We start from the raw sequence: 22782 nt of genomic DNA, 5'->3' as shown, positions 1-22782 counted from the left end.
TGCTTCTATAGTGCTGTTTTGCAAAAATGTAGGTATAGGCGAATATATTTTGCGTACTATGCTGCTATTTTTTAAAAATGGCTGTATAACACGCGACTTTCTGTAAACTATGTTGACATTTTGCTGTTTTCGTTGTTTTGTTGCGGATTTTGACGAGTAACAGAGAGTTTTGACTTAAGTGGGTGAAGCAAGCGATGTTTAGGAATGTTACTGCGTTTGAGCGCGCGCTTGGCATGGGGATTATTATCTCCAGCAGCAAGCCGATTCCGCAGCGCGTTGAAAAGCGGATTCGCGCTTTTATTGACGAGTATGAATCGGTGCTTTCGCGCTTTCGCGCAGATTCGCTAGTTTCACGCATGGCCTGTGCGGCTGCTGGCGGCGATTTTGAGTTTCCGTCGTGGGTGCAGCCGATTTTTGAGATTTACGACGAGTTTTACGCTGTAACGCACGGAGCTTTTGATGCTTGCGTTGGCGCGGATCTGCTTGCGCTTGGATACGATAATTCTGTGCAATTCGTTCCAGAGTCTACTACTAACGCGAGTGAGAACGAGAATAGCAGCAGTCACAGTTGGGCTAATTATCGCCGCGCTCTGCCAGTTACGTGGGCAGATATTTCGCGAAATGACGGCAGTGCAACGCTTCGCACAAATAAGCCAGTGCATCTTGATTTTGGTGCAGCTGGTAAAGGTTATTTTGTAGATCTTGTAACACAGATTATTAAAGAGGAGCTCAGTGGCGATATTCCTTCGAATTGTGATTCACTCGCGGATTTTGATTTTTTGGTAAACGCTGGCGGAGATATGCGCGCTTGTTTTAGCGAAGAGAATAGTCAAATAAAAGTGGCTCTGGAAAATCCTTTTGACACAACTCAAGCAGTTGCAGTGGCATCAATCGCAAGTGGAGCGTTGTGTGCATCGTCTACTTCAAGAAGGCGATGGAAAGTAAAAGACGCAAGTTATTTAGGCAAAGATGCAAGTGTATTTGAGTCTAATTTAATTGCGACTCACTTAATCAACGCTTTAGATGGAACTCCTGCGCAAAAACTTTCTGCAAGCTGGGCGTACATTCCTGCCAAAACTTGCGCTTTTCCAACGGCTTATGCTGATGCGCTCGCAACAGCGTTGTTTGTATCGCAAGAAAGCGATTTGCAAAAAATCGTGCAAACTACCAGCGCTGAGTTTGCTGTAATTCTGCCTAATAAAACGCTTCGCAAAACGCGCGCATTTCCCGCGCACTTTTTTGCAGCCTGATTCCGCTTGATTTCAACTAATGCAAACTAATGCCCAATAATGACGATGCGAGTTAGCTTGCCTGCAGAATTGAAGTTCTATGCAAGCAATACGAGTATTATCGCAATCAACTTACACTTTCAAATGTGAATAGTAAAATTGTAAAATGAATTTTACTGTAAAGTAAAAAATTGCAGAGAAGAGATTATGTGTAATGTCTTATAAAACAGTTGATTCTTTAATGCGACATCTTAGAGATAGTGGCGTAATGATTTCTGGTAGTGCACAAAAAAGACAACTAATAAATACTGGATATTTGGGTTATAGGCCAAAAGGTCTATAACCCAAATTTTTTACTCGGCACTGTTAACTCAACCTTAAACCCACCGTATTTGCTTCTACTTATATCAACTGTTCCATTATGAGCGCCAATAATCTGCTGAACAATCAGCAAACCCAAACCATGCCGTTGCTCTGCAGTACTTGTATCGCAAATCATATAGTGCGGTGCATGGTTAAGCTTTTCGATTTTTTCATCTGAAACACCTATACCGTTATCTTCAACACAAATAATACAATTATTATTATTTGCAGCAACGGATACATAAATCGTGCACCCATTTTCATTATGAGATATGCTGTTCTGAATAAGATTAGATATTGCTCGTTTTAATAAATCTTTGTCTACATTAATATTGCAAACAGTCAATTCTGCGTCTGTTTCCCATTTAATCGAAAACTCATCTTGCATACCCATATTCATAAAATCCACAACAACTTGCCTAACAACAGCAACAACATTTTCCTCTTTTTTCATAATTGGTTGCATATTGTATTCAAGTTTTGAAGCCAGATTAAGGTCATTAATCAAATTCTTCATTCTGGCACTTTGCTTAATAATCATCGTCGCTTTTTTACGATCTTCTTGCGAAATATGGAGAGAATTTTCTAACTGTCCCGCATATCCCATAACCATAGATAACGGCGTACGAATATCATGCGAAACCCCAGCTATCCAATTCGCTCTCGCAGTCTCCCTTTTCCTCAATTGTTCTTTTTGTATTTGCAAAATATCGGAAGCAGAATTTATGTTAGATGAAATTTCTGAAAGCGCTCCTATTTCTGGAATATGCACGCTTTCTCCACTAGATAAACGTTGTATCCCTTTCGTAATCGGATTAATTGATTTTAGTAGTTTTATATTAGCTATTAAATAAATTCCAAGAATCAGCAAAATGTTGATAAATAATACGCTTAAAACAATCTGCGGAAAATTTGAGATTAAACTGTAGTTCCAACTTGGTTGAGTATGTTTCCAAAAGCTGTTGTGCGGAAATCCGACTACAACAACTCCATCCTTATTTTTGCCAGTGTAAGTTGGATAATCATCAATGTATCCAACGCTCAAATTAGCTATATCAGACAAAGTATAGTTGTTTGGGATACCTGCAGGGACATTTTCTGTTTTCCATACGACTTTCAACGTATTATTATCAATCAAAATTGCCCATGCGCCAGAATTTGTCAATTTGGAAGACATATTTTTTGATAATGCATAATCCCCACTTGGTGATAAATGTAATGCTTCTCCCGTCTCTTTTGCTATGCTATAAGGAGACATCTCTTTATCGGGAGCGTAATTTCCTATAAGTACAGCAAACGCAATAATATTCATTAATACTACAAGCACAGAGCTTAGTAGAAAAATACTTATAAAGCGTTGTATTAGTTTTGGTATGCTTTTCATTCTGCTTTACTCCACAATAAGCTTATATCCTAAGCCTTTAACTGTTATTAAAGAAACAGGCTGCGATGGATTGAGTTCTATTTTTTCTCTGATACGACGTATATGTGCCATTAAAGAATTTTCATATCCAAAAGGATTAGCTCCCCATGCAGCTTCACATAACGCGTCAATTGTTACAATGCATCCAGCATTTCTATATAAAGCAGAAAGCAAATCGTGTTCTTTGGCCGTGAGTGGAATATGTTCGTTATTTTTTATTACTTGGGCAGAAGAAAAATCAATCTGACTATTTTTCAGTTTAACAATGGGATTTTCGCTCTTGTAGCTTCGTCTTAAAATTGCCATAATGCGAAACGTTAGCTCTTTTGGAAGAAACGGCTTTACAATATAATCGTCTGCGCCTAAGTCAAATCCCTTAAACTTATCTTCATCTTCACCGCAAGCCGTAAGGAATAAAATAGGACAATCGCTATATTGTTTTATCTGCTTCATTAACTCAAATCCATTACCGTCTGGGAGCATAACATCAAGTATTGCTAATTCTGGACGTAATTTTTGTGTTGCCTCTACTGCATCTTTTATACTTTTTGCAGTCGTTATATTATAAAAACCGTATTCGTTTAATATGGATACAACCATATCTAGAAGTTCCTGCTCATCATCAACAAGTAGCAGATGCTTGTTCAATAAATAATCATTCCGATTCATGGAGAACCCCCTAACATTATTATGCCATGTGAATATTCATTTTTTGACCTCGCATAAAAATGTAAGGTAGATGTAAGGTGAAGAGAATGTTGTAGAAAGGTTGACGCAATATCATAAATCCCGAAAGGAGATATTGCCATGAACAATATTGTTACAACAGAACATTTAACAAAAAAATATAAGTCATTTATTGCTGTTAATGATGTTTCACTTCATATTCGCAAAGGTAGCATTTACGGCTTTCTTGGGCCAAATGGAGCTGGAAAATCTACAACAATGAAAATGCTCCTAGGGCTTACGGCTCCAACAAAAGGTGTATTTACAATCGACGGAAAGCAGTTTCCTGCCGACCGCATACCTATTTTGAAAGAAATAGGCTCGTTTATTGAATCACCATCTTTCTATGCAAATCTAACAGGTAGAGAAAATCTTGACATTATACGTCGCATTTTAGAACTACCTAAGAGTGCAGTTGATGACGCATTAGAATTAGTAGGTCTTTCTGAGTTTGCAGACCGTCTTGCAAAAAAATATTCGCTTGGCATGAAGCAAAGGCTTGGTCTTGCTGGAGCATTGCTTGGTAGACCACCTATTTTGATTTTAGATGAGCCAACAAATGGACTCGATCCATCTGGCATACACGAAATCCGAAACCTGATTAAGTCGCTGCCAGATCTTTACGATTGCACGATTCTTATTTCTTCTCATATGCTATCCGAAATTGAGCTTATTGCAGATGATATTGGAATACTTAATCACGGACACTTGTTATTTGAAGGTAGTTTAGATGAACTACGACAGCATGCATTACAATCTGGTTTTGCTTCCGACAATTTGGAAGATATGTTCCTATCCATGATTGATGAAGACAATAAGATCAGGAAACAGAGTGCAAGACTATGAAAACGCTTGTAATCGAACTAAAAAAATGCAAGAGAACTGGCTTTATAGCTCTTATGATTGCTATTGGCGTTATGGGAGCAGCGTACGCTTTTGCGAATTTCATTGTACGAAAAAATACATTATTAAACCTGCCTTTAGCTCCTATGGATATTCTTCTCACACAGCTTTACGGCATGATTATGGTGTTAAACATGTTCGGCATAATAGTCGCAGCATGCATTATCTACAACATGGAATTTAAGGGAAATGCAGTAAAAAAGATGCATATGCTGCCTATGAGCGTTCCTGCTATGTACCTATGCAAATTTATGCTGCTGACTGTTCTATTACTAATCGCTATTTGCATACAAAATTTAGCACTTGCAAAAATCGGTGTAACAGATTTGCCACAAGGCACGTTTAATGTAAGTACTCTTATATCTTTTGCTGCATATTCATTTATTACGTCAATGCCTGTATTGTCCTTTATGATTTTTGTATCATCACGATTTGAAAACATGTGGGTAACGCTTGGAATTGGTGTAGCAGGATTTTTAAGCGGCATGGCATTGGCTTCGTCAGACATAGTACTTTTTATGGCATCACCTTTTATCGTTATGTTAAAACCAGCAGTTGCCATGAGCGCGCAGCCTAATATTACGGTCGTAATCGTATCCATAGTTGAAACACTTCTGTTTTTATGTTCTGGATTGTGGGCAGCTAAGAACCTGCACTACGAATAAGGAGATTATGAAAATGAGATTTTTTGAACTTCTTAGAATCGAATTTAAGAAAGTAAAGCGTAGTAAAATTATTCCTTTAATTTTTATTGCACCACTAATTGTGGTTGGATCTGGTGTAGCAAGCCTTCATAGCTACTTCACCCCAGAATATACACACGCATGGGCTGCTATGTTTATTCAAAGCGCATTAGTCTATTCATACTATTTGCTTCCTCTTAGTATGATTGTTATTTGCGTTATGATTGCAGGACGAGAAACAAGCAATAACGGAATACTAAAAATGCTGGCACTTCCTGTTAGCCGATACGCGATTTCTGCTGCAAAATTTTGCGTACTGTTATTTTATTTGCTTATGGAAATGGTCGTATTTTTTGCTGTATTCGTTATAGCAGGATTGTTTGCAACCAGTAGCACAGGAGTTACAGAAACGCTACCAATTATGTATCTACTAAAATGGTGTTTAGATCTGTTTTTGACTATGATTCCAAGCGTAATAGTCATGTGGGCGATTACTGTGCTTTTTGAAAAGTCAATGTTATCCGTTGGATTAAATATACTTCTTGTAATTCCTGGCGTATTAATAGCAAATACTCCACTTTGGATAGTTTATCCTTATTGCTACAGCGGATATATGGTCTCCCGCTCTCTACATGCAGTTACATCAACAGGATTAGGAAACGGATTTAATCTTATACCATTTTTGCCATGCGCAATTGCAATATCTTTGTTCGTATTTTTGATAGCAATAACACAATTTGGCAAAAAAGAAATGAGATAACAAGGGATACTAAATAACAATGCTGCGAAATAACAAATGCAGATGCGACTTGCAAAATCTCATATAAGGTTTTAGCTATACGCAAAACGCGCGCATTTCCCGCGCACTTTTTTGCTGACTAATCACGAAAAATGATATTGATAATTCTCGTTATCAATATCATTTTTGTAATATTTGCGTGTTTTTTGCTCCGAACTATATCAATCTACTTGATATGTCGATATTATGTACCTGTGGGGCCTTTGATGGCAAGTTTTAGTTGGGTGCGCTCAATCGGGGTAGAGCGCGTTGAGAAGCAGGAAGTGTAAGAAGACACGAGGAGATGTTATGCGCGCGTGTAAAAGTGTGCGCCGAGTTGTTTCCGGCGCTACCGCGCTCATGCTGGCTGTGTGCATGGCTGTGTGCATGTCTATGTGTACGTTTGCGAGTTTTGTTATAAGCTCGTTTGCTGTAACTACGCCAGCTTTTGCAACAGACGCAGATCGTTCGTACGCCAGTTGGTCGGATGTTTCTAAGGCGATTGATAGCCAATTGAATCAGGGCCAAAGTGAATATAAAAGCGGCAATAATTCGGGAGCTGCCACACGATTCCAAGCAGCTTACAATTCCGTTTATGTTGCTTCGAATATGATTACTGTTGTGCGAGATACTTTTGGCCAAAACAAAGTTCAATCGCAAAGCGATCAATTTCAGCAGCTACAAACGCTTGTGTACCAGCAAAATCAGGGAGATCAAATAGCCGCTGTATCAAAAGCTCTTTCGGAAGATGTTGCGCAAACTGCAGCTCAGCTTGACTCAAACTCAAAAATAGATAAGCCAAATGTTTACTCGCAAAAACTTCGTGCACAAATCAAAGCAGAACGCAAAAAGCTCGATGCTGCAAAAAAGAAAAATCTTGGGCGCAATGGTCGCACATGGAGTCAAGTTGCTCGAGAAATGAACGTTATTCTAGACAAATCTGTTGCAACCTACAAATCTGCAAAAGGAAACAAGTCTCAAGTTGCAACAGCAGTTGATTTAATCAACGAAGCCTACTATCAGTATTACGAAAAGCTAGGTTTTGAAAAGAATGTAATGAACGCAATAAGCGGTAGTCGCGTTTCAACTGTCGAATATCAGTTCAAAGAGTGCCGCCAAGCAATGAACAACGGAAAAACTGTTGAGCAAGCTAAAAAGTTCGTAACGGATCTTAAAGCAATGCTTATTGAAGACTCGGCGAAATTAGATAAAGGCGCATCTTCAAACGCTAATCCATTTATGCAGTTTATAACCAGTTCTTTCGGCCAAGCTTTTGTGATTTTGCTTCGCGAAGGCTTGGAAGCGCTGCTGGTTGTTGCCGCAATTATTGCGTACCTGATTAAATCCGGCCACAAAAACATGGTTAAGTACATTTACTTAGGACTTGCTGCCGGTATTGTAGCTTCGCTGGTTGTTGCCGCACTGTTTGGCTTACTTTTCAACGGTTCTGGACCTCAGCAAGAGATTACAGAAGGCGTGGTTGCACTGTTTGCAATGCTTATGCTTCTTTACACAAGCAACTGGATGATTTCGCGTTCTTCCGTACAAGCGTGGAATAAGTATATTAGTGATCAGACTACGGCTGCAGTGTCTAAAGGCAGTCTGATTTCACTCGCTCTGCTTAGCTTCCTTGCGGTGTTTAGAGAAGGCGCAGAAACCGTAATCTTCTATCAGGCTATTTTTGCTGTTTCAAGCGGGGCTGACTCCCTGATTTGGGGCGGTTTTGCTGCCGCGGCTGCAGTTCTGGTAGTTATATTCTTGCTTATTCGTTTTGCTTCCGTTCGCATACCAATTCGCCCATTCTTTACCGGCACAAGTGCTCTTATGTCTGTGCTTGTGGTGATTTTTGCCGGCGGCGGCGTGCATGCTCTTATTGAGGGTGATGCGCTCGCAGGTATGTATATTCAAGGCTTGCCAACTAACGATTGGCTTGGGTTCTATCCGTATGTGGAAACGATTACGGCTCAGATTGTTGCTGCAATCGTGGTAATTTCGCTACTTTGCGTGTCTATTGCGCGGAGTCGTGGAAAGCGCGCGATAGAAGGTAAATAGGCAAAATTAAATAAATAACAAATAAATAACTAAATAACAACTAAACAATAAATAATAAAAATAACTAATCAATCAAAAGAAAAGGTTAGATATGAAGAATAAAAAAATGATGGCAATTGTAGCTTTGGCTCTCGCAGGTGTGCTTGCGCTTGCTGGCTGCGGTTCTAACGGAAATTCCGCAAAGTCTGCTTCTAAATCACAGGCAACCGAGCAGAAGGCTGACGACAAGGCTGATGACAAAGGCGGCGATAAGGGCTTTGAAGAGGTTCCAGTTGGCCCTCACCAGGATCAAAACATTGGACCTTTTACTATTGGCGCTGTGTACTTCCAGCCAGTGGACATGGTTCCAGCTGGCATGGGTTTGAAGGCTTCAGAGGCTAGCTTCCACCTTGAGGCAGATATTCATGCTAACCAAAAAGGCACTAAGCTCGGCTACGGTAAGGGCGAGTTCATTCCAGATTTGACTGTGAACTATGAGATTGTTGACAAGGCAAGCGGCGAATCCGTTGGCAAGGGCACTTTCATGCAGATGAATGCTTCCGACGGTCCTCACTATGGTGCAAACGTTAAGCTCGACAAGGCTGGAAACTACAAGCTCGTACTTTCGATTGAATCCCCAGAAAAGAAGGGTTGGATGCTTCACGTTGATCCTGCTACCGGCGTAACCGGCCGCTTCTGGACTGAGCCAATCAAGGCCACATTCGACGATTGGAAGTACACTCCTCGTCAGTGGTAGTAATAGTTAGTAATAGTTAGTAATAACAATTAGTGATTGTTAGTAAATATTAGAAACTATTGAATAATAGATTGTAACGAATAGCAAAGGAGGGAGTTATGCTCAGACTGTTCGTAACAGTGCTTCCTGGGCTGCTCCCTCTTATGCTACTTACAATGGGCTTAAGTGCCTCACTTACAGTGGGTGAGGGGCGAGATAAGCCGCTGAGTGCGCGCTGGAGACTGTACGGATTGTCGTTTGGCACAGTTGCTGCACTTATTTTTGCAATTCTTCGCGCAAGCGTAGTAATTAATCAGCGTAACTTTGTGAACATGCCGGCGCTTTGCGTTGCAGTTCCTTTCGATATTGCAGCGATTGCTGTTGTAATTCGCTCTCGCAAAACTGTTGAAAACTGGCGTGAGCATCCACTTGCAATGCACATAAGCAACGCAATCGGCGCGTGCGCACTAGCATTTACAGTATTTTATGCGCTTCCGGATGTTATTTTGCAGCTTACTATTTTTGTAGATTCAAGCACACCTCCTTTTACATCCGACATGCTACTTCGCGCGCTCGGATTCGTGCTTGGTGCAGCTGCCGCGATTTGCATAAGTCTTATGGTGCGCTCTTTGCAAGCCACATCTAACGCAATTTCCTTCAAAATTGCAATTGTGCTCAGCATGATTATTCTGCTTGTGCAGCACGTAACTTCACTTTTGCAGATTATGCAAGGAAGTATTCTGCTTTATATTGACGACTTTTCTTTCAGCGTGCTTGTTTGGCTGATTAACAATAATCCGCTTATGATTATGACGCAAATTAGCGTATTTTTGATTCCTGCAGTTGCGTCTCTCGTAATCGGTTTTAAGACGGCAGTAGTTGGCGAAAATGCTGCAGAAATTCGCACAAAGCGAGCTTTTAAGCGGAAATCTCGAAAGTCTGCTCTTGCTGCACTTTTGGCTGCTGTTACAGTAATACTTACGCTTACTGTAGGCGTATCTATTATGAATATTAAGCCAACTCTTACGCCGCCTGAACCGTACGAATTGCACGATGGTGTGGCAACTATCAACTTTGTGCAAATTTCAGACGGCCACCTTCATCGTTTCCAATACAAAGCAAAAGATGGCACTGTTATGCGCTTTATAATCATTAAAAAGAATGGTGGAGCGTACGGTGTTGGCTTGGACGCGTGTGAAAACTGTGGAGACGCAGGCTACTACGAAAAAGACGGTAAGATTATTTGCCGTAAATGTGATGTAGCAATTAACTTAGCAACTATTGGTTTTAAGGGTGGTTGCAATCCGATTCCGTTCCCGTACAAGGCTGGGCATGGCAAAATCACAATTCATACTGCTGATTTAGACGTGCTTAGTTCGCACTTTAAGTAAGGAGCAACTAATGTTTATGATGCGCATGGTTGCTCGATCTCTTGTGCGGCAAATAAAAAAGCGTGTGCTGATTGCGCTTGTAGTGTGCTTAAGTGCGTGCGTTAGTGTGTCAATGCTTAGCGTTGTGTACGACGTTGGAGACAAGATTAACGCCGAGCTTAGCTCGTACGGTTCGAATATTGTTGTTCAGCCAAAATCTAGCGCTGTTGTAAATGATTTGTATGCGTCTCGCGAGCAGGAAGACGTTGCTTCTTTGCATAATCTAGCAGCTGCCGAAAGCCAAGAGTCTACTGTTTTTTTGAAGGAATCAGACGCTGCAAAAATTAAAATGATTTTTTGGGCGTTCAATATTACGAATTTTGCGCCGAAAATAAAAGTTCACGCAAATCTTGAAGAAAATTCTTCTACGAAAACTGTTGTGCCTATTGTTGGAACTTGGTTTAATCGCAAACTTGCGCTCGCTTCAGGGGAAACAACTGTTGTTGGTGTTCGAGGCTTGCGCTCTTGGTGGAAAATTAATGCAGGCCGTTGGGCAAAAGATAATCAATCCGAAGCGATGGTTGGTTCGCAGCTAGCTGAGCGCTTGCACTTAAAACTTGGTCAGCGTTTGCGTTTGCTTCGCGACGGGCGCGAGGTTTCATTGCGCTTGGTTGGCGTATACGATTCTGGTGACGACGATAATAACGCAATTTACGCAAGCTCTAGCGATGCTCAAAACCTTGCAAATAAGCCGAATATGGCTGATTTGATCGAGGTAAAAGCGCTTACTACTCCTGAAAATGATTTAGCGCGTAAGGCGGCTAAAAATCCGGCGGCACTCAGCCAGGAAGAGTGGGAAACTTGGTATTGCACTGCTTACCCGAGTTCGATTACTTACCAAATTGAGGAGGTAATTCCTGGAGCTGTTGCAAAGCAGGTTCGTCAAGTTGCAGCTCTTCAGGGTAACGTGTTAAATAAGACGCGCGCTGTTATGGTTTTGATGACTGCTTTGAGCTTGATTGCTGCGGCTGTTGCTGTGGCGAATCTTATGGCTGCTTCGATTTCTGAGCGTTCGGGCGAGCTTGCATTGCTTAAGGCGTTAGGTGCGCGAGATGGTGCTGTTGCGCGGTTAATGCTTATGGAAACCGCGGTTATTGCGTTTGGTGGAGCGTTACTTGGCATGGCTTTGGGATTTGCGGTTGCGCAGATTATTGGTTTTACAGTGTTTGGCTCTGCGATTTTGTTCCGACCAATGGTATTTGTTCTGGTGTTTGTGCTGCTTGCGTTGACTGTGCTTGCGGCTGCAGGCTCGTCGATTCGTTCGATTCTGAGTGTGCGTCCTGCGGAGGTGCTTCATGGCAGGTAAATCTTATATGACTTCCAACAATGCAATGTTTATAACTATGCTATTTAGCGCGGTATTTCGCCGAAAATCGCGTGCTTTAATGGCTGTTATTGCAACTCTTGTTGGTGCTGCTACGCTGTTTTGTTTGGCTGCAATCTGCTTGGTTGTACCTCAGCAGATGAGCGACGAAATGCGTGCGTATGGAGCAAATATTATCGTAACTCCTTTAGAGGGCGAGTGGAAAAACGGTATTGATCGTGCAATGGTTTTGCACACAAACGATATGGTTCTTGCAAAAGGTGCTATGCGCTCTGCTACGTATCGTTACGAAAATGTGCGTATTAACGCAGCTCCGTATGTTTTAGCAGGAATAGATGTTCGTTCAGTAAAGTCTCTTAATAAGCATTGGAATGTAGACGGCTCTTGGCCGAGCAGTGTAAATGTGATGGTTGGGCGAGATGTTGCTTCTGCGATGGGCTTAAAAATAGGCTCTCGCATTGCAATTGCGTATAGGTCTTCGGATAATACTGACGGTTCGCATAAGCCGGCAGAAAAGTCCGCAAGTCAGTCTTCCAGTAAGTCTGCGAATCAGTCTGCGCAAAAATCTTCTCAGCAAAAGCTTGTTGAAGGTCGCGTTTCAACGGATATTATGGATACTCACGGCACAACTTTCCGCGTTTGTGGCATTTTGGACACTGGTGGTGCGGAAGATTCCATGCTTTATGCTCTTAATGCGGATGTGAATACTCTTACTAGAGTTAAGCGCGGAGCAGACGTGATTGCTTACTCGTCTTCTGCGCCTAGTGTTGATGCAGTTGTTAGAAGTATTAACGATATGACTTCTATGCGTGTTCGCGCTCAGCAGGTTACTAAAGTTACTGCTGCTGACACTGGCATTATTACTATGCTTCGCAGCCTGTTCTGCATTGTGTCGCTTGTTGTTTTAGTGCTGATGATGGTTGGCGTTAGCACTACGATTTCTTCGATTGTGCAGCAGCGTCGAAATGAAATTGGTTTGCGCAAGGCTTTGGGTGCGAGTGCGCGGAGTATTGGCGTGGAGTTTACTGCCGAAGCTGGATTATACGGCTTGATTGGCGGCATTGCGGGTACTGCAGTAGGGTATGTGTTTGCTCGTTTGCTTGCAGCAATGGTGTTTGCTAGAGATTTGGGCGTGAATTGGTGGCTTGTTGCATTTTCTGTTGCATTTAGCCTGATTGCGTCTTGCGTTGCGGCGTTGCCGCCTGTTTTGCGCGCTTCAAAAATTGACCCTGCGATTGTGCTTCGAGAAGAATAGCTTTTAGAGTGATTTTAGAGTGATTACTAAGGATTTGAGTTAAGGATTTAATATGACAGAGAATAAAGAAACTAAGCCGGAGAACACAAAAGCTACGCCAAAAATGCTTTTGACTTTGGACCATATTTCCAAGATTTACGGATCTCTTCGTGCGGTTGACGATTTGTCGCTCACTGTGCCAGAAGGTGAGTGGCTTTCAATCGTTGGCTCGAGTGGTTCTGGTAAAACCACGCTTATGAACATTATTGGCTGCATGGATTCGCCGTCCAAGGGTTCCGTGTCTTTGCAAGGTCGCAAACTTGAGGATTTGAATGCAGGTCAACTTGCAGACGTTCGTAAAAACGTAATTGGCTTAGTTTTTCAAAAGTTTTATCTTGTGCCGCATTTAACGGCAGTTGAAAACGTGATGGTTGCGCAATACTATCATTCTGTTGTTGACGAAGCTCAGGCAATGGATGCTTTGGATCGAGTTGGATTGAAGGACCGCGCTCACCATTTGCCAAGCCAGCTTTCGGGAGGTGAGCAGCAGCGTGTTTGCGTTGCTCGTGCGCTTATAAACTGCCCTAAGTTGCTGCTTGCGGATGAGCCGACTGGTAATTTGGATGAAAAAAATGAGCAGATTGTACTCGATTTGTTTAAGCAGCTGCACAATCAAGGAACGACGATTATTGTTGTAACGCACGATTCTTTGGTTGCTCAGTGTGCGGATCGCGAAATTATGCTCAACCACGGTGTGCTTGTTGGTGAGCGCTGGAATAATGAGGATGCGCACAAAGCGTACGAAGCGATTGGTGGAAAGCCTGCGTTTACGAGTGCGCATATTGATGAAAGCGTTGCGGAAGCTTTGCAAGACCATGAGCCTACTAAGTCGCCTAAGTTGGCGAATTTAGATGATTAGTTGCGCAAGGTTTTAAAATATATAAGATTTGAAGGCGATGATTTTATGGTTTCAGATAATATGTTTCACGATGTTTCACGCGATGATTTGAAATCCAAAAAAGTTGCAAAAACCGTTGCTACACTTGCGATTGTAGCCGCGTCGTCCGCTATGTTTTCTGCTTGTGGTGAGCCAAGCGCTGTGCCGATGAACGATGAGTTCGCTGGTAATTCCGGTCAGAGCGCTGATGATGGCGGTAATCCTTCTGGAAAGTACGATGCTGGCGCTCAGCAATCTAAATCTTCTGCGCAAATTGAGGATTCTGGAGATTTGCAAGATTCTAAAAACCAGCAGAATCATCCTAAAACAGACACCGGCAATTATAAAGATGGCGATTATAAAATCAAAGCTACGTATGGCCCTGTTGCAGAAGATAGTATTGAAGTAAATTTAAGCGTTGCAAATGGAAATGTTAGCGATGTGCAAATCACGCCTCATCCGTTTACGCCGATTTCAAGAGGCCATATGGATGCATTCTCAAAGGCTATTCCAGGAAAAATCGTTGGTAAGCCGTTAAAAGATTTGCATATTTCGGTTGTTGCTGGAGCAAGTTGGACTAGTGATGCCTTCAACAAAGCGCTTGATGTTGCTCGCCAAGAGGCTTCAATTCAATCCGCGCAATAATCTTGAACCACCTTAATCTTTGACTTCAAAAATAGTGCCTTCGTTTCGAGTCATCGTTGCTGTGCTTGCTCCGGTAGTTGCTATAAATGGAATAATAGCATTACTGTATTCGTGCATGAACTGTACAAAATCATGATTCCAAGAAATAATCGCAACGTACAAAATAAAGAATTCGAATGCTGTAAATATTGCCCACTTAAGAATCCAAATAAGCGTTTCTTTAATAAGTTTTATATAGTACTTGCTCATGAGTTGTTTCCCTTCCAATTTGCTGTTTTGTTTGTGAGCATTGTAGCTAATTCGCGTACATTGCTTCTCGTTCATACGTATTTTGTATTTCTAGTATAAATATTGCAATTTTTTGCAGCAATATGATGTACTCAAAACTCAGTACTCAAGATTGCGCGGAAAATGTTTGTAATTAGACTTAAAGCAACGCACAAATGTGTTGCAAATATATGTTGCAAATATAAGTTGCGAATATATTACAAATATAAGGAGATGCAAACATGAGTAGCGCAAATATGTATAGTGAAAATACTGTCAATCAAACTAAAGAGCAGGAAGATAAACTTGCGGAAAATAGTAGCGAAGAGCTTTCACAAGATGAAATTGATGAATTAGCTAAGCAATTAGAAGAATTCTTTACAAAATATATTGTGCTAGAAAATGGCTCTTTTGTTGTAAAAGATGATGCTATTATTGCAGACGGTTATGGAGATTGCATGGAAGATTTTCACAAAGCTGCAAAAGGATTTAACGTTGCAATAGAAAAGCAACATAAGCATTAATTCCTTAGAAATCGCTTTCATCAATAGGGTGACCTTGTGGGCGCTTTATTACTCGCCACAAAATCACCAATGTTAAAACGCCATTTGCAATTCCGTAGTAATAAATCCAAGGAACGTGAATAAGCCCACAAATAAAGCATGAAATAATATTTATTAAATTATTTGAGTAATTGTTGAGTATTTGCTTATTTTGTGATTCGACTTTTTTGCGCTCTTGCTCAAGAGTAATTATGTAATCTTTGTTGTTCTCTGTATTCTCAACGTCACTACTTATGCTGTTAGCACCCGCGCCGCTAATCTTAGATATATTATTTTCTATATACGCATTTTTTGCTTTAATAACGCTGTTGAGCAAGAAAAAATATGCACAAGAATACATTGCAACAGAAAGAAGTCCTAGAACAAGCCACAAAGCGAAAAGGTCAAAGCTACGCATAAAAGCAGCTGCTGAGGCAAACGCCATCGCAGCTACTTCTGCGGAGTGCAATACTACTAGTCGTTTTGTCATATAATCCTGCTGCAATCATTATTGAAAATGAATTTTCAACGCAACCAAAAGTCACATATTGTTACTTATTATAATCACATTTGACTTACATGCATTACTTGTAATCATTTATTACTACACGATTTGCTCTACTTTGCGCGCGTTTATAAAGTAGAATATAAGAAAAGTAGCGTGTGATTGCAAGAAAGCCATTATGCCAAAAACGTATGCAATAGTAGATAACGACCCGCTAGTTTTAGCGGTTATGCGAAACGTGCTCAGCAAGCTTTTGCCGAGTGAGTACGTGTGCAAATGGTGCGTAAAATCTGGAGCGCAAGCTTTGAAATATTGCCTCGTAACAAAAACAACTCCGGATTATATTTTGATTGATATGTCAATGAAAGACATGTCTGGAGTAGACGTAATACGCGCAATTCGCGAAAAAAACAACAGCATTATTTTAATTGGTATGACTTCGTATGACTGCAGATCCTATGCTTCGATGGTTTCGCAAGTTGGCGGGCAAGCGATGGTTGCTAAAGACAATTTCAAAGGGCTAGCAGAAGCTTTGCAATATTGCGATAAGCAGAATGTGTATGGCTGCCGTTGCGTTAAAGGCGTTGCTTACGATTTTGCTACACCGCAAGAATCTTTTATTAGGCTTTCTAAATCAAGGTCGCGCAGCGTTTTGCCGCCTCAAGAACTGAAAATCATGGATCTGCTTGCTAAAGGTTACACAACGAATCAGATTGCGGCTCAACTTGGCCTTATGCCAAACACTATTAACACGCATATTCATAGAATTTACAAAAAATTGCATGTTTCTAACCGAGTGCAAGCAATATCCGCGTTTGCTGCGATGCAAAATCGTGAGCAAGATAGCAATATGCAATATTTTAATGATTCGCCGCAGAATCATCCAAATCTTTTGCAAGAAACGGATAACGCATGTTAATGAACACATTTTCGCGCGTTATCGAGTTGGTTAAAAGCTGGAAAATTCAGCGAACTTTATTCATAATATTGGCGATTCTTGTAGTATCAATGGACGTGCAATCTTGCAATACAGCTGGTTTGTGGCATAACCCGCAGCAATCTGTGTGCCAATACGTTTGGATGTTTGCAACTTTTCTTATGATTGCTTTTCCGCGTCAAATATCACTCGTAACTCCGATTTTGTATTGTTTAACGCTAGCAATGCCAGGTGTAAATGCAACTTGCTTTCTTTTTTCATTGATTGCTAGCATGTTTGTTGCAGGCTTTTACGATTCGTGGAAGTATTTGCTTTGTGCATACATAGTTTCGTTGAATATTATGTACTTTGCAAAAATGGCGTACATTCCGCTTACTTTCCCTTGTTTTATTCTTATTTCCATGATTTGCGGTTACGCTTTGCGCAAGTATTTGACCATGTTGGAGGAAAACAGTCGCGCAAAAATGGATATTGTGCGCAGCGAATTCCAGTCTTATATTGCGTCTGTTGCATTGCAATTGCACGACGATGTGAACAATGAGATTACTGATATTACGTTGCTTGCAACGGATGCTTTATATGCCGAGAAAAGTGATCATACAAAAGAATCGTTAGAGCAGATTATTGAACATTCGCGTAATGCACTTTCCAAAGCGAGACTTGTTATCAGCCTGCTTGAGCAAGCTGAACAAAAGTATGATGATTCTTTAGATTCAAATATTGCTAGCACGCAGTTTATTTATGGTTCTAATGGCAATAATTGCATGACTTTGGCTGATTTTCTATGTAATATTCGCGCGCGCTTACAGTCTGAACGTAAGATTTGTGAGCAGCTTGGGTATTATGGCTCTATAACAGTAAATGATGAAAGTTCGGGGAGTGGTGATTTTACTGCATCTGCGACTGTTAGTACTGAAAAAGCTCAATGTGCTATTCGCATGTGCAGCGAGCTGCTTACTAATATTCGTAAGCATTGCAGTACTAGCGTTGATTTTTCTATGAATGTTACGGTTGATGAGCGTGAATGCAAAATAATGTGCATGAATTCGATTTCGACGTTGAACAAGTTTGACGAAAAGCTTGTTTTTGGCAAAGGACTACTGTTCCACAAAAAATCTGTGGAACTTTTAGGTGGATCTTTAAAGGCGCAAAAAGATGATGACACTTGGTTGGTCAATGTTGTTATTCCGTTAAACTAACATCACTCAAATCGCACGTTATCGTGGCAAAAATTGCAAAATTAGAAAAAATCACAAATCTAGCAAAAACTGCCACGATAGCTCCATGTTCTCATATGTTACGTAAATATATATCTTTATTATTTTGGCGGCAAGACGGCAATTTTGGCGACATAAAAATGTCTCTTTGCGTCATATCTCTCATGCTCATGCTTGACAAACTCATACAGCGACTTTAATATTTTTAATAAAAGTTTAATTTAATTAAAGTTTATAGGCTGAAGAAAGGGGTGATATGGATCATATTCCAAAATGGATGGCTAATCTCACAGATGAAGATATGTCGTTTATAAAGAACTTTGTATTATCGTCTGGATCGTTAAAAGAAATGTCGCAAATGTATCAAGTCTCTTACCCAACGATGAGAATCAGGCTTAACAGGCTCATTGAAAAAATTCGAATAAGCGACAATGAACCAGAAGACCCGTTCGTTCTTTTAGTAAAGAGTCTTGCTATTGACGATAAATACGATGTTGACACAGCTCGAACACTCATAAACGAATATAGAAAAAGAAAGGATGAATCATGAGCTATGCATTATTTGGTCCGATAATTGACATTCTTATCGCACTTGTTATATGTGCTTTAGTGTTCTTTATTGCAAGAAGTCTTATTCGCTATGCGCATTCTCTTAAGAAAGACGATAAGTCATCTAAACAGTCTGCAGAAGATAAAAGAATTGCGTTACAGGACTTATAAAACACAAAAACCGAGTTATCGTGGCAGTTTTTGCTAATTTTGCAATTTTTGCCACGATAACTCGAAATTTAACGAAGAGAAGAGAAGCAATGCAACTACCGAGCTAACGCCTCAATATGCAACACACGATCACATCGCTGAGCAATCAAAGGATCATGTGTCACTACAAGCAATGTCTTGTTATATTCTTTATTCATCGCTTGCAATTGCGCAAACACTTTATCAGCAAGATCTCTATCAAGTGAACCCGTCGGCTCATCTGCCAAAATCAACGAGCCAGGTTTCAGCATTGCACGAGCAATCGCAACTCGCTGCTGTTCACCACCAGAAAGCACAGCAATACGGTCATTTTTAGCATACTCAATATTGAGTTCAGCAAGAACTGCATCAATCATTTGGTGTTTAACAGACTTTGACTCTTTATTATATGCCATCGCAATCCACAAATTATCAAATACAGTTCGATTATTGAGCAATGCAAACGATTGAAATAAATAGCTAATATGATAACGACGTAACTTAGTAGCAGCAACAGAATTAATAGCTGGAAGTTCTTTGCCAGCAATCTTTATTTCACCTTTATCATAGGTTTCAAGCATGCCGAGAATGTTTAGAATAGTGGATTTTCCAGAGCCGGAAGCCCCCATGATTGCTAACGATTCTCCTTGTTGCACACTAAAACTAAGATTATTTAAAACCAGTCGATTCCCATATGATTTATAAAGATTGCGTACGCTTATTAAAGGTTCAATACTGTTATTTTGCATTATCGACTACTCCTTTACCATAGAAGTAATGTGTTTATTACTCAAATAATATGTTTGTATCGTTAATAATATGAGTTCAATAATTGCCGAAATCAGCACATATATCATGCCAGAACGAGTCCGTTCAATCGAAGCAATAATAAAAAGTACTCCTTGAACGAGTCCCACAAGCAAGAATGGCATAGAGAATATGCGTAATAGCGAAAAACCAAGCAATCGTTTCACTGCAATACTTTCTTGATAGCATGCTGCAAACATAGCAATAATCGCTATAAGCAATATCAACATAAGCAGAGTAATAAGCAGAATTACGCTACCAAACAATTGCAACGTCTGCATAATCGTCTTTTGGTAGCCTGCAATGCATTCTCCTACTTGTAAGAATTGAAGATGATTATCATCAAGATGATACCGTGCAGTATAAGCGTCGCTCAGATATCGAGCTGCTGCTTGATCATTCAATTTAATGTAGCTATTGTCAAGGCCGCCAGCAAGTAATGATTCACTTTCAGATGCATTCAAATTATCGCTCGTCGCATAAAAAATAATAGGATCTTTTACCATAACTTTATGATGAATATCCGTAGACCAGTTAAACCACTCGCGAGAAGGATGATACGTGCGGAATGCGAATTGTGGATGCGCAGTAAACTTGGTCGAAACATCAGTAGACGTTAAGTTGTCTGACTCTTGAAGCCACTGCTTCATCGAAGTCTGCTCTTGAGGATTATACGTGTCGGGAATGAAGTAGATGCGCACACCCTGACGAGCAAGGTTTTTGACCTCGTTATCTACAGTAAATCCTTGATCTTGCAAGTACTTAGGCGATGCCACAAACGACCAGAATGGCTTAGAAGGCACATGCTTATATACGCTACCGTTGCGCCAATCTTGTAGTATATCCGCATCAAAGAAGCTTGTGTAAATAAGCCTTACTCCTGGCTTATCCTCAATAGAACGATACCATGCAAAAGCATCTTTGGCATACTGCGTCGATTGACCAGATACCGAAGCACCATCTTGCCCTACAAGGCGGTGATACATAATTCTCTGGTTTAATACAGGATGCCACATACGAGCAACTTCCACACTTTTCGTCAACTCGCCTATTGGCCCATCTATGCTATGCACACCTTCTAATACACATGTTGATGCAATAGCATAAACGAGTGCAAGAGCAATAAGCATACCGCGTTTGGTAATACGATTACGAATTGCATCTACTGGTTTTACAGAAATAATCATCAAAATAACTAATGCACTGAGAAGCAACACAACTGCAATAACTGGCAACGCTATAATCAGCGCCTGCATTAACAATTGAATATTCCATATAAATCCGTGAGTAAATAAACTCATCACGATACAAACAAGAGGATATACGGCGAGCTCTGAAACAAGTATCGGCATAAGATGACGCAAAGCAAACGATGAACGCGACCAACCCAGCAACAAGTAGCTTCCCAATGTTCTATACGAAAGATACCCATCAGCGATTATCGTAATGCCAAGAAGCAACACTGTTACAATGCAGACAATAATAAAAGTAAGTTGATTAAAACTATTGGATCGTGCTATTCCAGATTTTCCACGTTGAAAATCTTGGTAGGTTGTACCAGCGATGCGAGCAGCTTGAGTAACTAATGCATGGTAGTCTCGATTGGAAAGTCCCACAATCCTGTAATCACCAAGCTTTGTTTTACTATTGTCGACGAGGGCATCTAATTGACGAACAACTAAACGCGAACCCTCAATGGAAATAGTGGGCAGATCGGCAAGCATATCTGCTTTTGCCATATCAAGTCCAAGCGTTTTGTTACTTTCGCTGTGCAATAATTGCGTAAAGGCATGCGATGTCAGAATCGGCGTTCCGAGATATGACAAAGTAAGCAAATCATCTTTACCCCGCGGATTGCCAAATATGCCAAGCTCAAAACCATCTACACCGGCGTCACTCGCTGCCAAGCGCATATCATTACGAACCACAAAAGCATTATGCTGAGCAACAGTCTTCTTGAGTAATGCATAAATTTGATCAGCTTTGTCTTCTGTCACACCGCGTAATGAAAAAAGGCGACTCGTTTGTGGATATATAGCAATACAATCACCCAAGGAGTCATTCATTTTTGTCAAACCTAACAGCGATGCAAATAATGCAAGCAGAAGAACAAGTGCGCATGACAATGAACGCAACAATCGAGACATCGCATCCCCTATGATAAGTTATTCATACATACAGATTATTTGCAATCCCAATATGCAGTAGCGCATGGAGCCAATGCCATGGAAATTGCTAACACTACTGTCGATGCAATACGTGAAATTTTCTTCATCGTAAACCTCCAACTTATTTGCTGGGGGGGGGGGCAATGTGCCTCCCACTAACATTATAGATTCACTTATTTGTTGCGTCAACAAGAAATGCTAACGACTTATTCCGACCGAGTATTTAGACGAACCTTTGCGTAGCAAACGCAAATAAGAAGTTAATCTGCGATGCAGAATGGTGTTTCGTTGCTATGTTATACGAGTTATCGTGGCAAAAATTGCAAATTTAGCAAAAACTACCACGATAACTGTGTGCGTCACGCATTTGCTGGTTCTATTGCAATACGTCCACCTAATGCTTGAACAACCTTCGCAATAGTTTGGAAGCTGGGATTGCCGTCTCGTCTTAAGCTTTTGTAAAGGCTTTCCCTTCCAACCTCGGCTTTTTGAGCAATTTCTTTCATTCCTCTAGCTTTTGCAATATCGCCTATAGCGGCTTGCAGTAAACAAGGATCATTTAGTTCTGCTGCTGCATTGAGATACGCAATAACATCATCATCGTTCTCAAGATACTCACTCGCATCCCATTTACTTATATTTACCATTTCTTCTCCTCAATTAACTGTGCAAGGAGTATCTTTGCTTGTTTAATATCTTTACTTTGACTACTTTTATCTCCACCAGCGAGTAACAGCATTAGTTTTGAGCCTTTTTGCGCAAAATACACACGATATCCTGGCCCAAAAGTAAAACGCAGCTCGCTAATGCCATTGCAAACTGGATGCAAATCACCTACTGGCTTGCCTGCAATTTCACATAATCTCAGCCTCGCGTTAATTCGAGCTTTAGATTGCGTATCGCGAAGTTTTTTCATCCAATTGCGATACTCATCTGTTTTAAGTATCTCCATAAAAATATTTTATCCTGTAGGATACAGTTTTGCAATAATAAGTAAACAGTCATATCAGTTATCGTGGCAAAAATTGCAAAATTAACAAAATCTGCCACGATAACTCCATAAGTAAGCCTCTATTTAAAAATAGTTCCAAAACGGAAATATTCTTAAATATTGATTGTTAGGAACATACAAACTGCCAATAGTAAAAGTTTTTTTAAA

General features: G+C 40.6%; 24 protein-coding genes. 16 read left to right on the top strand and 8 right to left on the bottom strand.

What is annotated here, in order from left to right:
- Positions 1 to 194: 194 nt before the first annotated feature.
- Positions 195 to 1250 (top strand): FAD:protein FMN transferase, encoded by a 1056-nt coding sequence (locus CGSMWGV1500E_RS00005; RefSeq protein ID WP_004129751.1) that lies wholly within the window; start codon positions 195 to 197, stop codon positions 1248 to 1250.
- Positions 1251 to 1566: 316 nt separating this feature from the next.
- On the opposite strand, the gene CGSMWGV1500E_RS00010 is transcribed toward CGSMWGV1500E_RS00005, so the two are convergent.
- Together CGSMWGV1500E_RS00010 and CGSMWGV1500E_RS00015 are read right to left on the bottom strand one after the other, a co-directional pair.
- Entirely contained in the window at positions 1567 to 2976 is a 1410-nt protein-coding gene (locus tag CGSMWGV1500E_RS00010) for a sensor histidine kinase (RefSeq protein ID WP_032843730.1), read from the bottom strand.
- Positions 2977 to 2982: 6 nt separating this feature from the next.
- On the bottom strand, positions 2983 to 3684 hold the full coding sequence (locus tag CGSMWGV1500E_RS00015; RefSeq protein ID WP_004129741.1) for a response regulator transcription factor: 702 nt from the start codon (positions 3682 to 3684) through the stop codon (positions 2983 to 2985).
- A 138-nt stretch (positions 3685 to 3822) separates the two neighbouring features.
- On the opposite strand from CGSMWGV1500E_RS00015, the gene CGSMWGV1500E_RS00020 reads away from it, so the two are divergent.
- From CGSMWGV1500E_RS00020 to CGSMWGV1500E_RS00065, 10 genes are all read left to right on the top strand, one after another.
- Positions 3823 to 4587 carry an ABC transporter ATP-binding protein gene (locus tag CGSMWGV1500E_RS00020; protein WP_004129738.1) on the top strand — a complete coding sequence of 255 codons (765 nt, stop codon included), beginning with the start codon at positions 3823 to 3825 and terminating at the stop codon, positions 4585 to 4587.
- Positions 4584 to 5309 carry an ABC transporter permease gene (locus CGSMWGV1500E_RS00025; RefSeq protein WP_004129735.1) on the top strand — a complete coding sequence of 242 codons (726 nt, stop codon included), beginning with the start codon at positions 4584 to 4586 and terminating at the stop codon, positions 5307 to 5309. The genes CGSMWGV1500E_RS00020 and CGSMWGV1500E_RS00025 overlap by 4 nt, the downstream gene beginning before the upstream one ends.
- A 13-nt stretch (positions 5310 to 5322) precedes the next feature.
- The gene (locus tag CGSMWGV1500E_RS00030) at positions 5323 to 6087 is read left to right on the top strand and encodes an ABC transporter permease (RefSeq protein ID WP_032843751.1); all 765 of its coding nucleotides are present in this window, start codon (positions 5323 to 5325) and stop codon (positions 6085 to 6087) included.
- A gap of 327 nt (positions 6088 to 6414) precedes the next feature.
- On the top strand, positions 6415 to 8157 hold the full coding sequence (locus CGSMWGV1500E_RS00035; RefSeq protein WP_004129730.1) for an FTR1 family iron permease: 1743 nt from the start codon (positions 6415 to 6417) through the stop codon (positions 8155 to 8157).
- 91 nt (positions 8158 to 8248) lie between these two features.
- Positions 8249 to 8893 carry an iron transporter gene (locus CGSMWGV1500E_RS00040; protein ID WP_004129727.1) on the top strand — a complete coding sequence of 215 codons (645 nt, stop codon included), beginning with the start codon at positions 8249 to 8251 and terminating at the stop codon, positions 8891 to 8893.
- Between the two features lie 98 nt (positions 8894 to 8991).
- Positions 8992 to 10263 carry a DUF2318 domain-containing protein gene (locus CGSMWGV1500E_RS00045; RefSeq protein WP_004129724.1) on the top strand — a complete coding sequence of 424 codons (1272 nt, stop codon included), beginning with the start codon at positions 8992 to 8994 and terminating at the stop codon, positions 10261 to 10263.
- A 10-nt stretch (positions 10264 to 10273) separates the two neighbouring features.
- Positions 10274 to 11608: an ABC transporter permease gene (locus tag CGSMWGV1500E_RS00050; protein WP_004129721.1), complete on the top strand. Its 1335-nt coding sequence runs from the start codon at positions 10274 to 10276 to the stop codon at positions 11606 to 11608.
- Complete coding sequence (locus tag CGSMWGV1500E_RS00055) at positions 11598 to 12881, top strand: ABC transporter permease (RefSeq protein WP_004129718.1); 1284 nt, start codon at positions 11598 to 11600, stop codon at positions 12879 to 12881. The genes CGSMWGV1500E_RS00050 and CGSMWGV1500E_RS00055 overlap by 11 nt, the downstream gene beginning before the upstream one ends.
- Positions 12882 to 12933: 52 nt before the next feature.
- Complete coding sequence (locus tag CGSMWGV1500E_RS00060; RefSeq protein WP_004129714.1) at positions 12934 to 13779, top strand: ABC transporter ATP-binding protein; 846 nt, start codon at positions 12934 to 12936, stop codon at positions 13777 to 13779.
- Positions 13780 to 13824: 45 nt separating this feature from the next.
- Complete coding sequence (locus CGSMWGV1500E_RS00065; RefSeq protein ID WP_004129712.1) at positions 13825 to 14442, top strand: FMN-binding protein; 618 nt, start codon at positions 13825 to 13827, stop codon at positions 14440 to 14442.
- Positions 14443 to 14454: 12 nt separating this feature from the next.
- Here the strand turns inward: CGSMWGV1500E_RS00065 and CGSMWGV1500E_RS00070 are convergent, their stop codons facing one another.
- Positions 14455 to 14691: a hypothetical protein gene (locus tag CGSMWGV1500E_RS00070; RefSeq protein WP_004129709.1), complete on the bottom strand. Its 237-nt coding sequence runs from the start codon at positions 14689 to 14691 to the stop codon at positions 14455 to 14457.
- 275 nt (positions 14692 to 14966) lie between these two features.
- On the opposite strand from CGSMWGV1500E_RS00070, the gene CGSMWGV1500E_RS00075 reads away from it, so the two are divergent.
- Positions 14967 to 15233 carry a hypothetical protein gene (locus CGSMWGV1500E_RS00075; RefSeq protein ID WP_419185106.1) on the top strand — a complete coding sequence of 89 codons (267 nt, stop codon included), beginning with the start codon at positions 14967 to 14969 and terminating at the stop codon, positions 15231 to 15233.
- 4 nt (positions 15234 to 15237) lie between these two features.
- On the opposite strand, the gene CGSMWGV1500E_RS00080 is transcribed toward CGSMWGV1500E_RS00075, so the two are convergent.
- Positions 15238 to 15741 (bottom strand): hypothetical protein, encoded by a 504-nt coding sequence (locus CGSMWGV1500E_RS00080; RefSeq protein ID WP_032843726.1) that lies wholly within the window; start codon positions 15739 to 15741, stop codon positions 15238 to 15240.
- Between the two features lie 193 nt (positions 15742 to 15934).
- On the opposite strand from CGSMWGV1500E_RS00080, the gene CGSMWGV1500E_RS00085 reads away from it, so the two are divergent.
- The 4 genes from CGSMWGV1500E_RS00085 (at position 15935) to CGSMWGV1500E_RS06420 (ending at position 18630) form a co-directional block, all read left to right on the top strand.
- A complete protein-coding gene (locus CGSMWGV1500E_RS00085) occupies positions 15935 to 16675 on the top strand; it encodes a response regulator transcription factor (protein WP_004129696.1) in 741 nt (246 codons plus the stop codon).
- Positions 16669 to 17892, top strand: a complete 1224-nt coding sequence (locus CGSMWGV1500E_RS00090) for a hypothetical protein (protein ID WP_004129687.1) — start codon at positions 16669 to 16671, stop codon at positions 17890 to 17892. The genes CGSMWGV1500E_RS00085 and CGSMWGV1500E_RS00090 overlap by 7 nt, the downstream gene beginning before the upstream one ends.
- 274 nt (positions 17893 to 18166) lie before the next feature.
- The gene (locus CGSMWGV1500E_RS00095) at positions 18167 to 18460 is read left to right on the top strand and encodes a DUF2089 family protein (RefSeq protein WP_004129686.1); all 294 of its coding nucleotides are present in this window, start codon (positions 18167 to 18169) and stop codon (positions 18458 to 18460) included.
- On the top strand, positions 18457 to 18630 hold the full coding sequence (locus CGSMWGV1500E_RS06420; RefSeq protein WP_004129684.1) for a hypothetical protein: 174 nt from the start codon (positions 18457 to 18459) through the stop codon (positions 18628 to 18630). Before CGSMWGV1500E_RS00095 ends, CGSMWGV1500E_RS06420 begins: the two co-directional genes overlap by 4 nt.
- A gap of 95 nt (positions 18631 to 18725) precedes the next feature.
- Here the strand turns inward: CGSMWGV1500E_RS06420 and CGSMWGV1500E_RS00100 are convergent, their stop codons facing one another.
- The 4 genes from CGSMWGV1500E_RS00100 to CGSMWGV1500E_RS00115 form a co-directional block, all read right to left on the bottom strand.
- Positions 18726 to 19397 carry an ABC transporter ATP-binding protein gene (locus CGSMWGV1500E_RS00100; protein ID WP_004124371.1) on the bottom strand — a complete coding sequence of 224 codons (672 nt, stop codon included), beginning with the start codon at positions 19395 to 19397 and terminating at the stop codon, positions 18726 to 18728.
- 6 nt (positions 19398 to 19403) lie between these two features.
- Positions 19404 to 21602: a hypothetical protein gene (locus CGSMWGV1500E_RS00105; RefSeq protein ID WP_004129681.1), complete on the bottom strand. Its 2199-nt coding sequence runs from the start codon at positions 21600 to 21602 to the stop codon at positions 19404 to 19406.
- 380 nt (positions 21603 to 21982) lie between these two features.
- On the bottom strand, positions 21983 to 22270 hold the full coding sequence (locus tag CGSMWGV1500E_RS00110; protein WP_004129679.1) for an addiction module antidote protein: 288 nt from the start codon (positions 22268 to 22270) through the stop codon (positions 21983 to 21985).
- Complete coding sequence (locus CGSMWGV1500E_RS00115) at positions 22264 to 22575, bottom strand: type II toxin-antitoxin system RelE/ParE family toxin (RefSeq protein ID WP_004129677.1); 312 nt, start codon at positions 22573 to 22575, stop codon at positions 22264 to 22266. The genes CGSMWGV1500E_RS00110 and CGSMWGV1500E_RS00115 overlap by 7 nt, the downstream gene beginning before the upstream one ends.
- Positions 22576 to 22782: the final 207 nt, after the last annotated feature.

Source organism: Gardnerella vaginalis 1500E, from assembly GCF_000263595.1.
Lineage (GTDB): Bacteria > Actinomycetota > Actinomycetes > Actinomycetales > Bifidobacteriaceae > Bifidobacterium > Bifidobacterium vaginale_E.
The sequence above is the reverse complement of the archived record's forward strand: the minus strand, read 5'-3'. Positions and strand labels throughout refer to the sequence as shown.

What these genes read in the sequence shown, in the direction of transcription:
- CGSMWGV1500E_RS00010 (WP_032843730.1), bottom strand. Translation starts at nt 2,976, where the DNA reads ATGAAAAGCATACCAAAACTAATACAACGCTTTATAAGTATTTTTCTA.
- CGSMWGV1500E_RS00105 (WP_004129681.1), bottom strand. Translation starts at nt 21,602, where the DNA reads ATGTCTCGATTGTTGCGTTCATTGTCATGCGCACTTGTTCTTCTGCTT.
- CGSMWGV1500E_RS00025 (WP_004129735.1), top strand. Translation starts at nt 4,584, where the DNA reads ATGAAAACGCTTGTAATCGAACTAAAAAAATGCAAGAGAACTGGCTTT.
- CGSMWGV1500E_RS00075 (WP_419185106.1), top strand. Translation starts at nt 14,967, where the DNA reads ATGTATAGTGAAAATACTGTCAATCAAACTAAAGAGCAGGAAGATAAA.
- CGSMWGV1500E_RS00080 (WP_032843726.1), bottom strand. Translation starts at nt 15,741, where the DNA reads ATGACAAAACGACTAGTAGTATTGCACTCCGCAGAAGTAGCTGCGATG.
- CGSMWGV1500E_RS00020 (WP_004129738.1), top strand. Translation starts at nt 3,823, where the DNA reads ATGAACAATATTGTTACAACAGAACATTTAACAAAAAAATATAAGTCA.
- CGSMWGV1500E_RS00115 (WP_004129677.1), bottom strand. Translation starts at nt 22,575, where the DNA reads ATGGAGATACTTAAAACAGATGAGTATCGCAATTGGATGAAAAAACTT.
- CGSMWGV1500E_RS00035 (WP_004129730.1), top strand. Translation starts at nt 6,415, where the DNA reads ATGCGCGCGTGTAAAAGTGTGCGCCGAGTTGTTTCCGGCGCTACCGCG.
- CGSMWGV1500E_RS00055 (WP_004129718.1), top strand. Translation starts at nt 11,598, where the DNA reads ATGGCAGGTAAATCTTATATGACTTCCAACAATGCAATGTTTATAACT.
- CGSMWGV1500E_RS00095 (WP_004129686.1), top strand. Translation starts at nt 18,167, where the DNA reads ATGGATCATATTCCAAAATGGATGGCTAATCTCACAGATGAAGATATG.
- CGSMWGV1500E_RS06420 (WP_004129684.1), top strand. Translation starts at nt 18,457, where the DNA reads ATGAGCTATGCATTATTTGGTCCGATAATTGACATTCTTATCGCACTT.
- CGSMWGV1500E_RS00015 (WP_004129741.1), bottom strand. Translation starts at nt 3,684, where the DNA reads ATGAATCGGAATGATTATTTATTGAACAAGCATCTGCTACTTGTTGAT.
- CGSMWGV1500E_RS00085 (WP_004129696.1), top strand. Translation starts at nt 15,935, where the DNA reads ATGCCAAAAACGTATGCAATAGTAGATAACGACCCGCTAGTTTTAGCG.
- CGSMWGV1500E_RS00050 (WP_004129721.1), top strand. Translation starts at nt 10,274, where the DNA reads ATGTTTATGATGCGCATGGTTGCTCGATCTCTTGTGCGGCAAATAAAA.
- CGSMWGV1500E_RS00060 (WP_004129714.1), top strand. Translation starts at nt 12,934, where the DNA reads ATGACAGAGAATAAAGAAACTAAGCCGGAGAACACAAAAGCTACGCCA.
- CGSMWGV1500E_RS00100 (WP_004124371.1), bottom strand. Translation starts at nt 19,397, where the DNA reads ATGCAAAATAACAGTATTGAACCTTTAATAAGCGTACGCAATCTTTAT.
- CGSMWGV1500E_RS00090 (WP_004129687.1), top strand. Translation starts at nt 16,669, where the DNA reads ATGTTAATGAACACATTTTCGCGCGTTATCGAGTTGGTTAAAAGCTGG.
- CGSMWGV1500E_RS00065 (WP_004129712.1), top strand. Translation starts at nt 13,825, where the DNA reads ATGGTTTCAGATAATATGTTTCACGATGTTTCACGCGATGATTTGAAA.
- CGSMWGV1500E_RS00040 (WP_004129727.1), top strand. Translation starts at nt 8,249, where the DNA reads ATGAAGAATAAAAAAATGATGGCAATTGTAGCTTTGGCTCTCGCAGGT.
- CGSMWGV1500E_RS00070 (WP_004129709.1), bottom strand. Translation starts at nt 14,691, where the DNA reads ATGAGCAAGTACTATATAAAACTTATTAAAGAAACGCTTATTTGGATT.
- CGSMWGV1500E_RS00030 (WP_032843751.1), top strand. Translation starts at nt 5,323, where the DNA reads ATGAGATTTTTTGAACTTCTTAGAATCGAATTTAAGAAAGTAAAGCGT.
- CGSMWGV1500E_RS00110 (WP_004129679.1), bottom strand. Translation starts at nt 22,270, where the DNA reads ATGGTAAATATAAGTAAATGGGATGCGAGTGAGTATCTTGAGAACGAT.
- CGSMWGV1500E_RS00045 (WP_004129724.1), top strand. Translation starts at nt 8,992, where the DNA reads ATGCTCAGACTGTTCGTAACAGTGCTTCCTGGGCTGCTCCCTCTTATG.
- CGSMWGV1500E_RS00005 (WP_004129751.1), top strand. Translation starts at nt 195, where the DNA reads ATGTTTAGGAATGTTACTGCGTTTGAGCGCGCGCTTGGCATGGGGATT.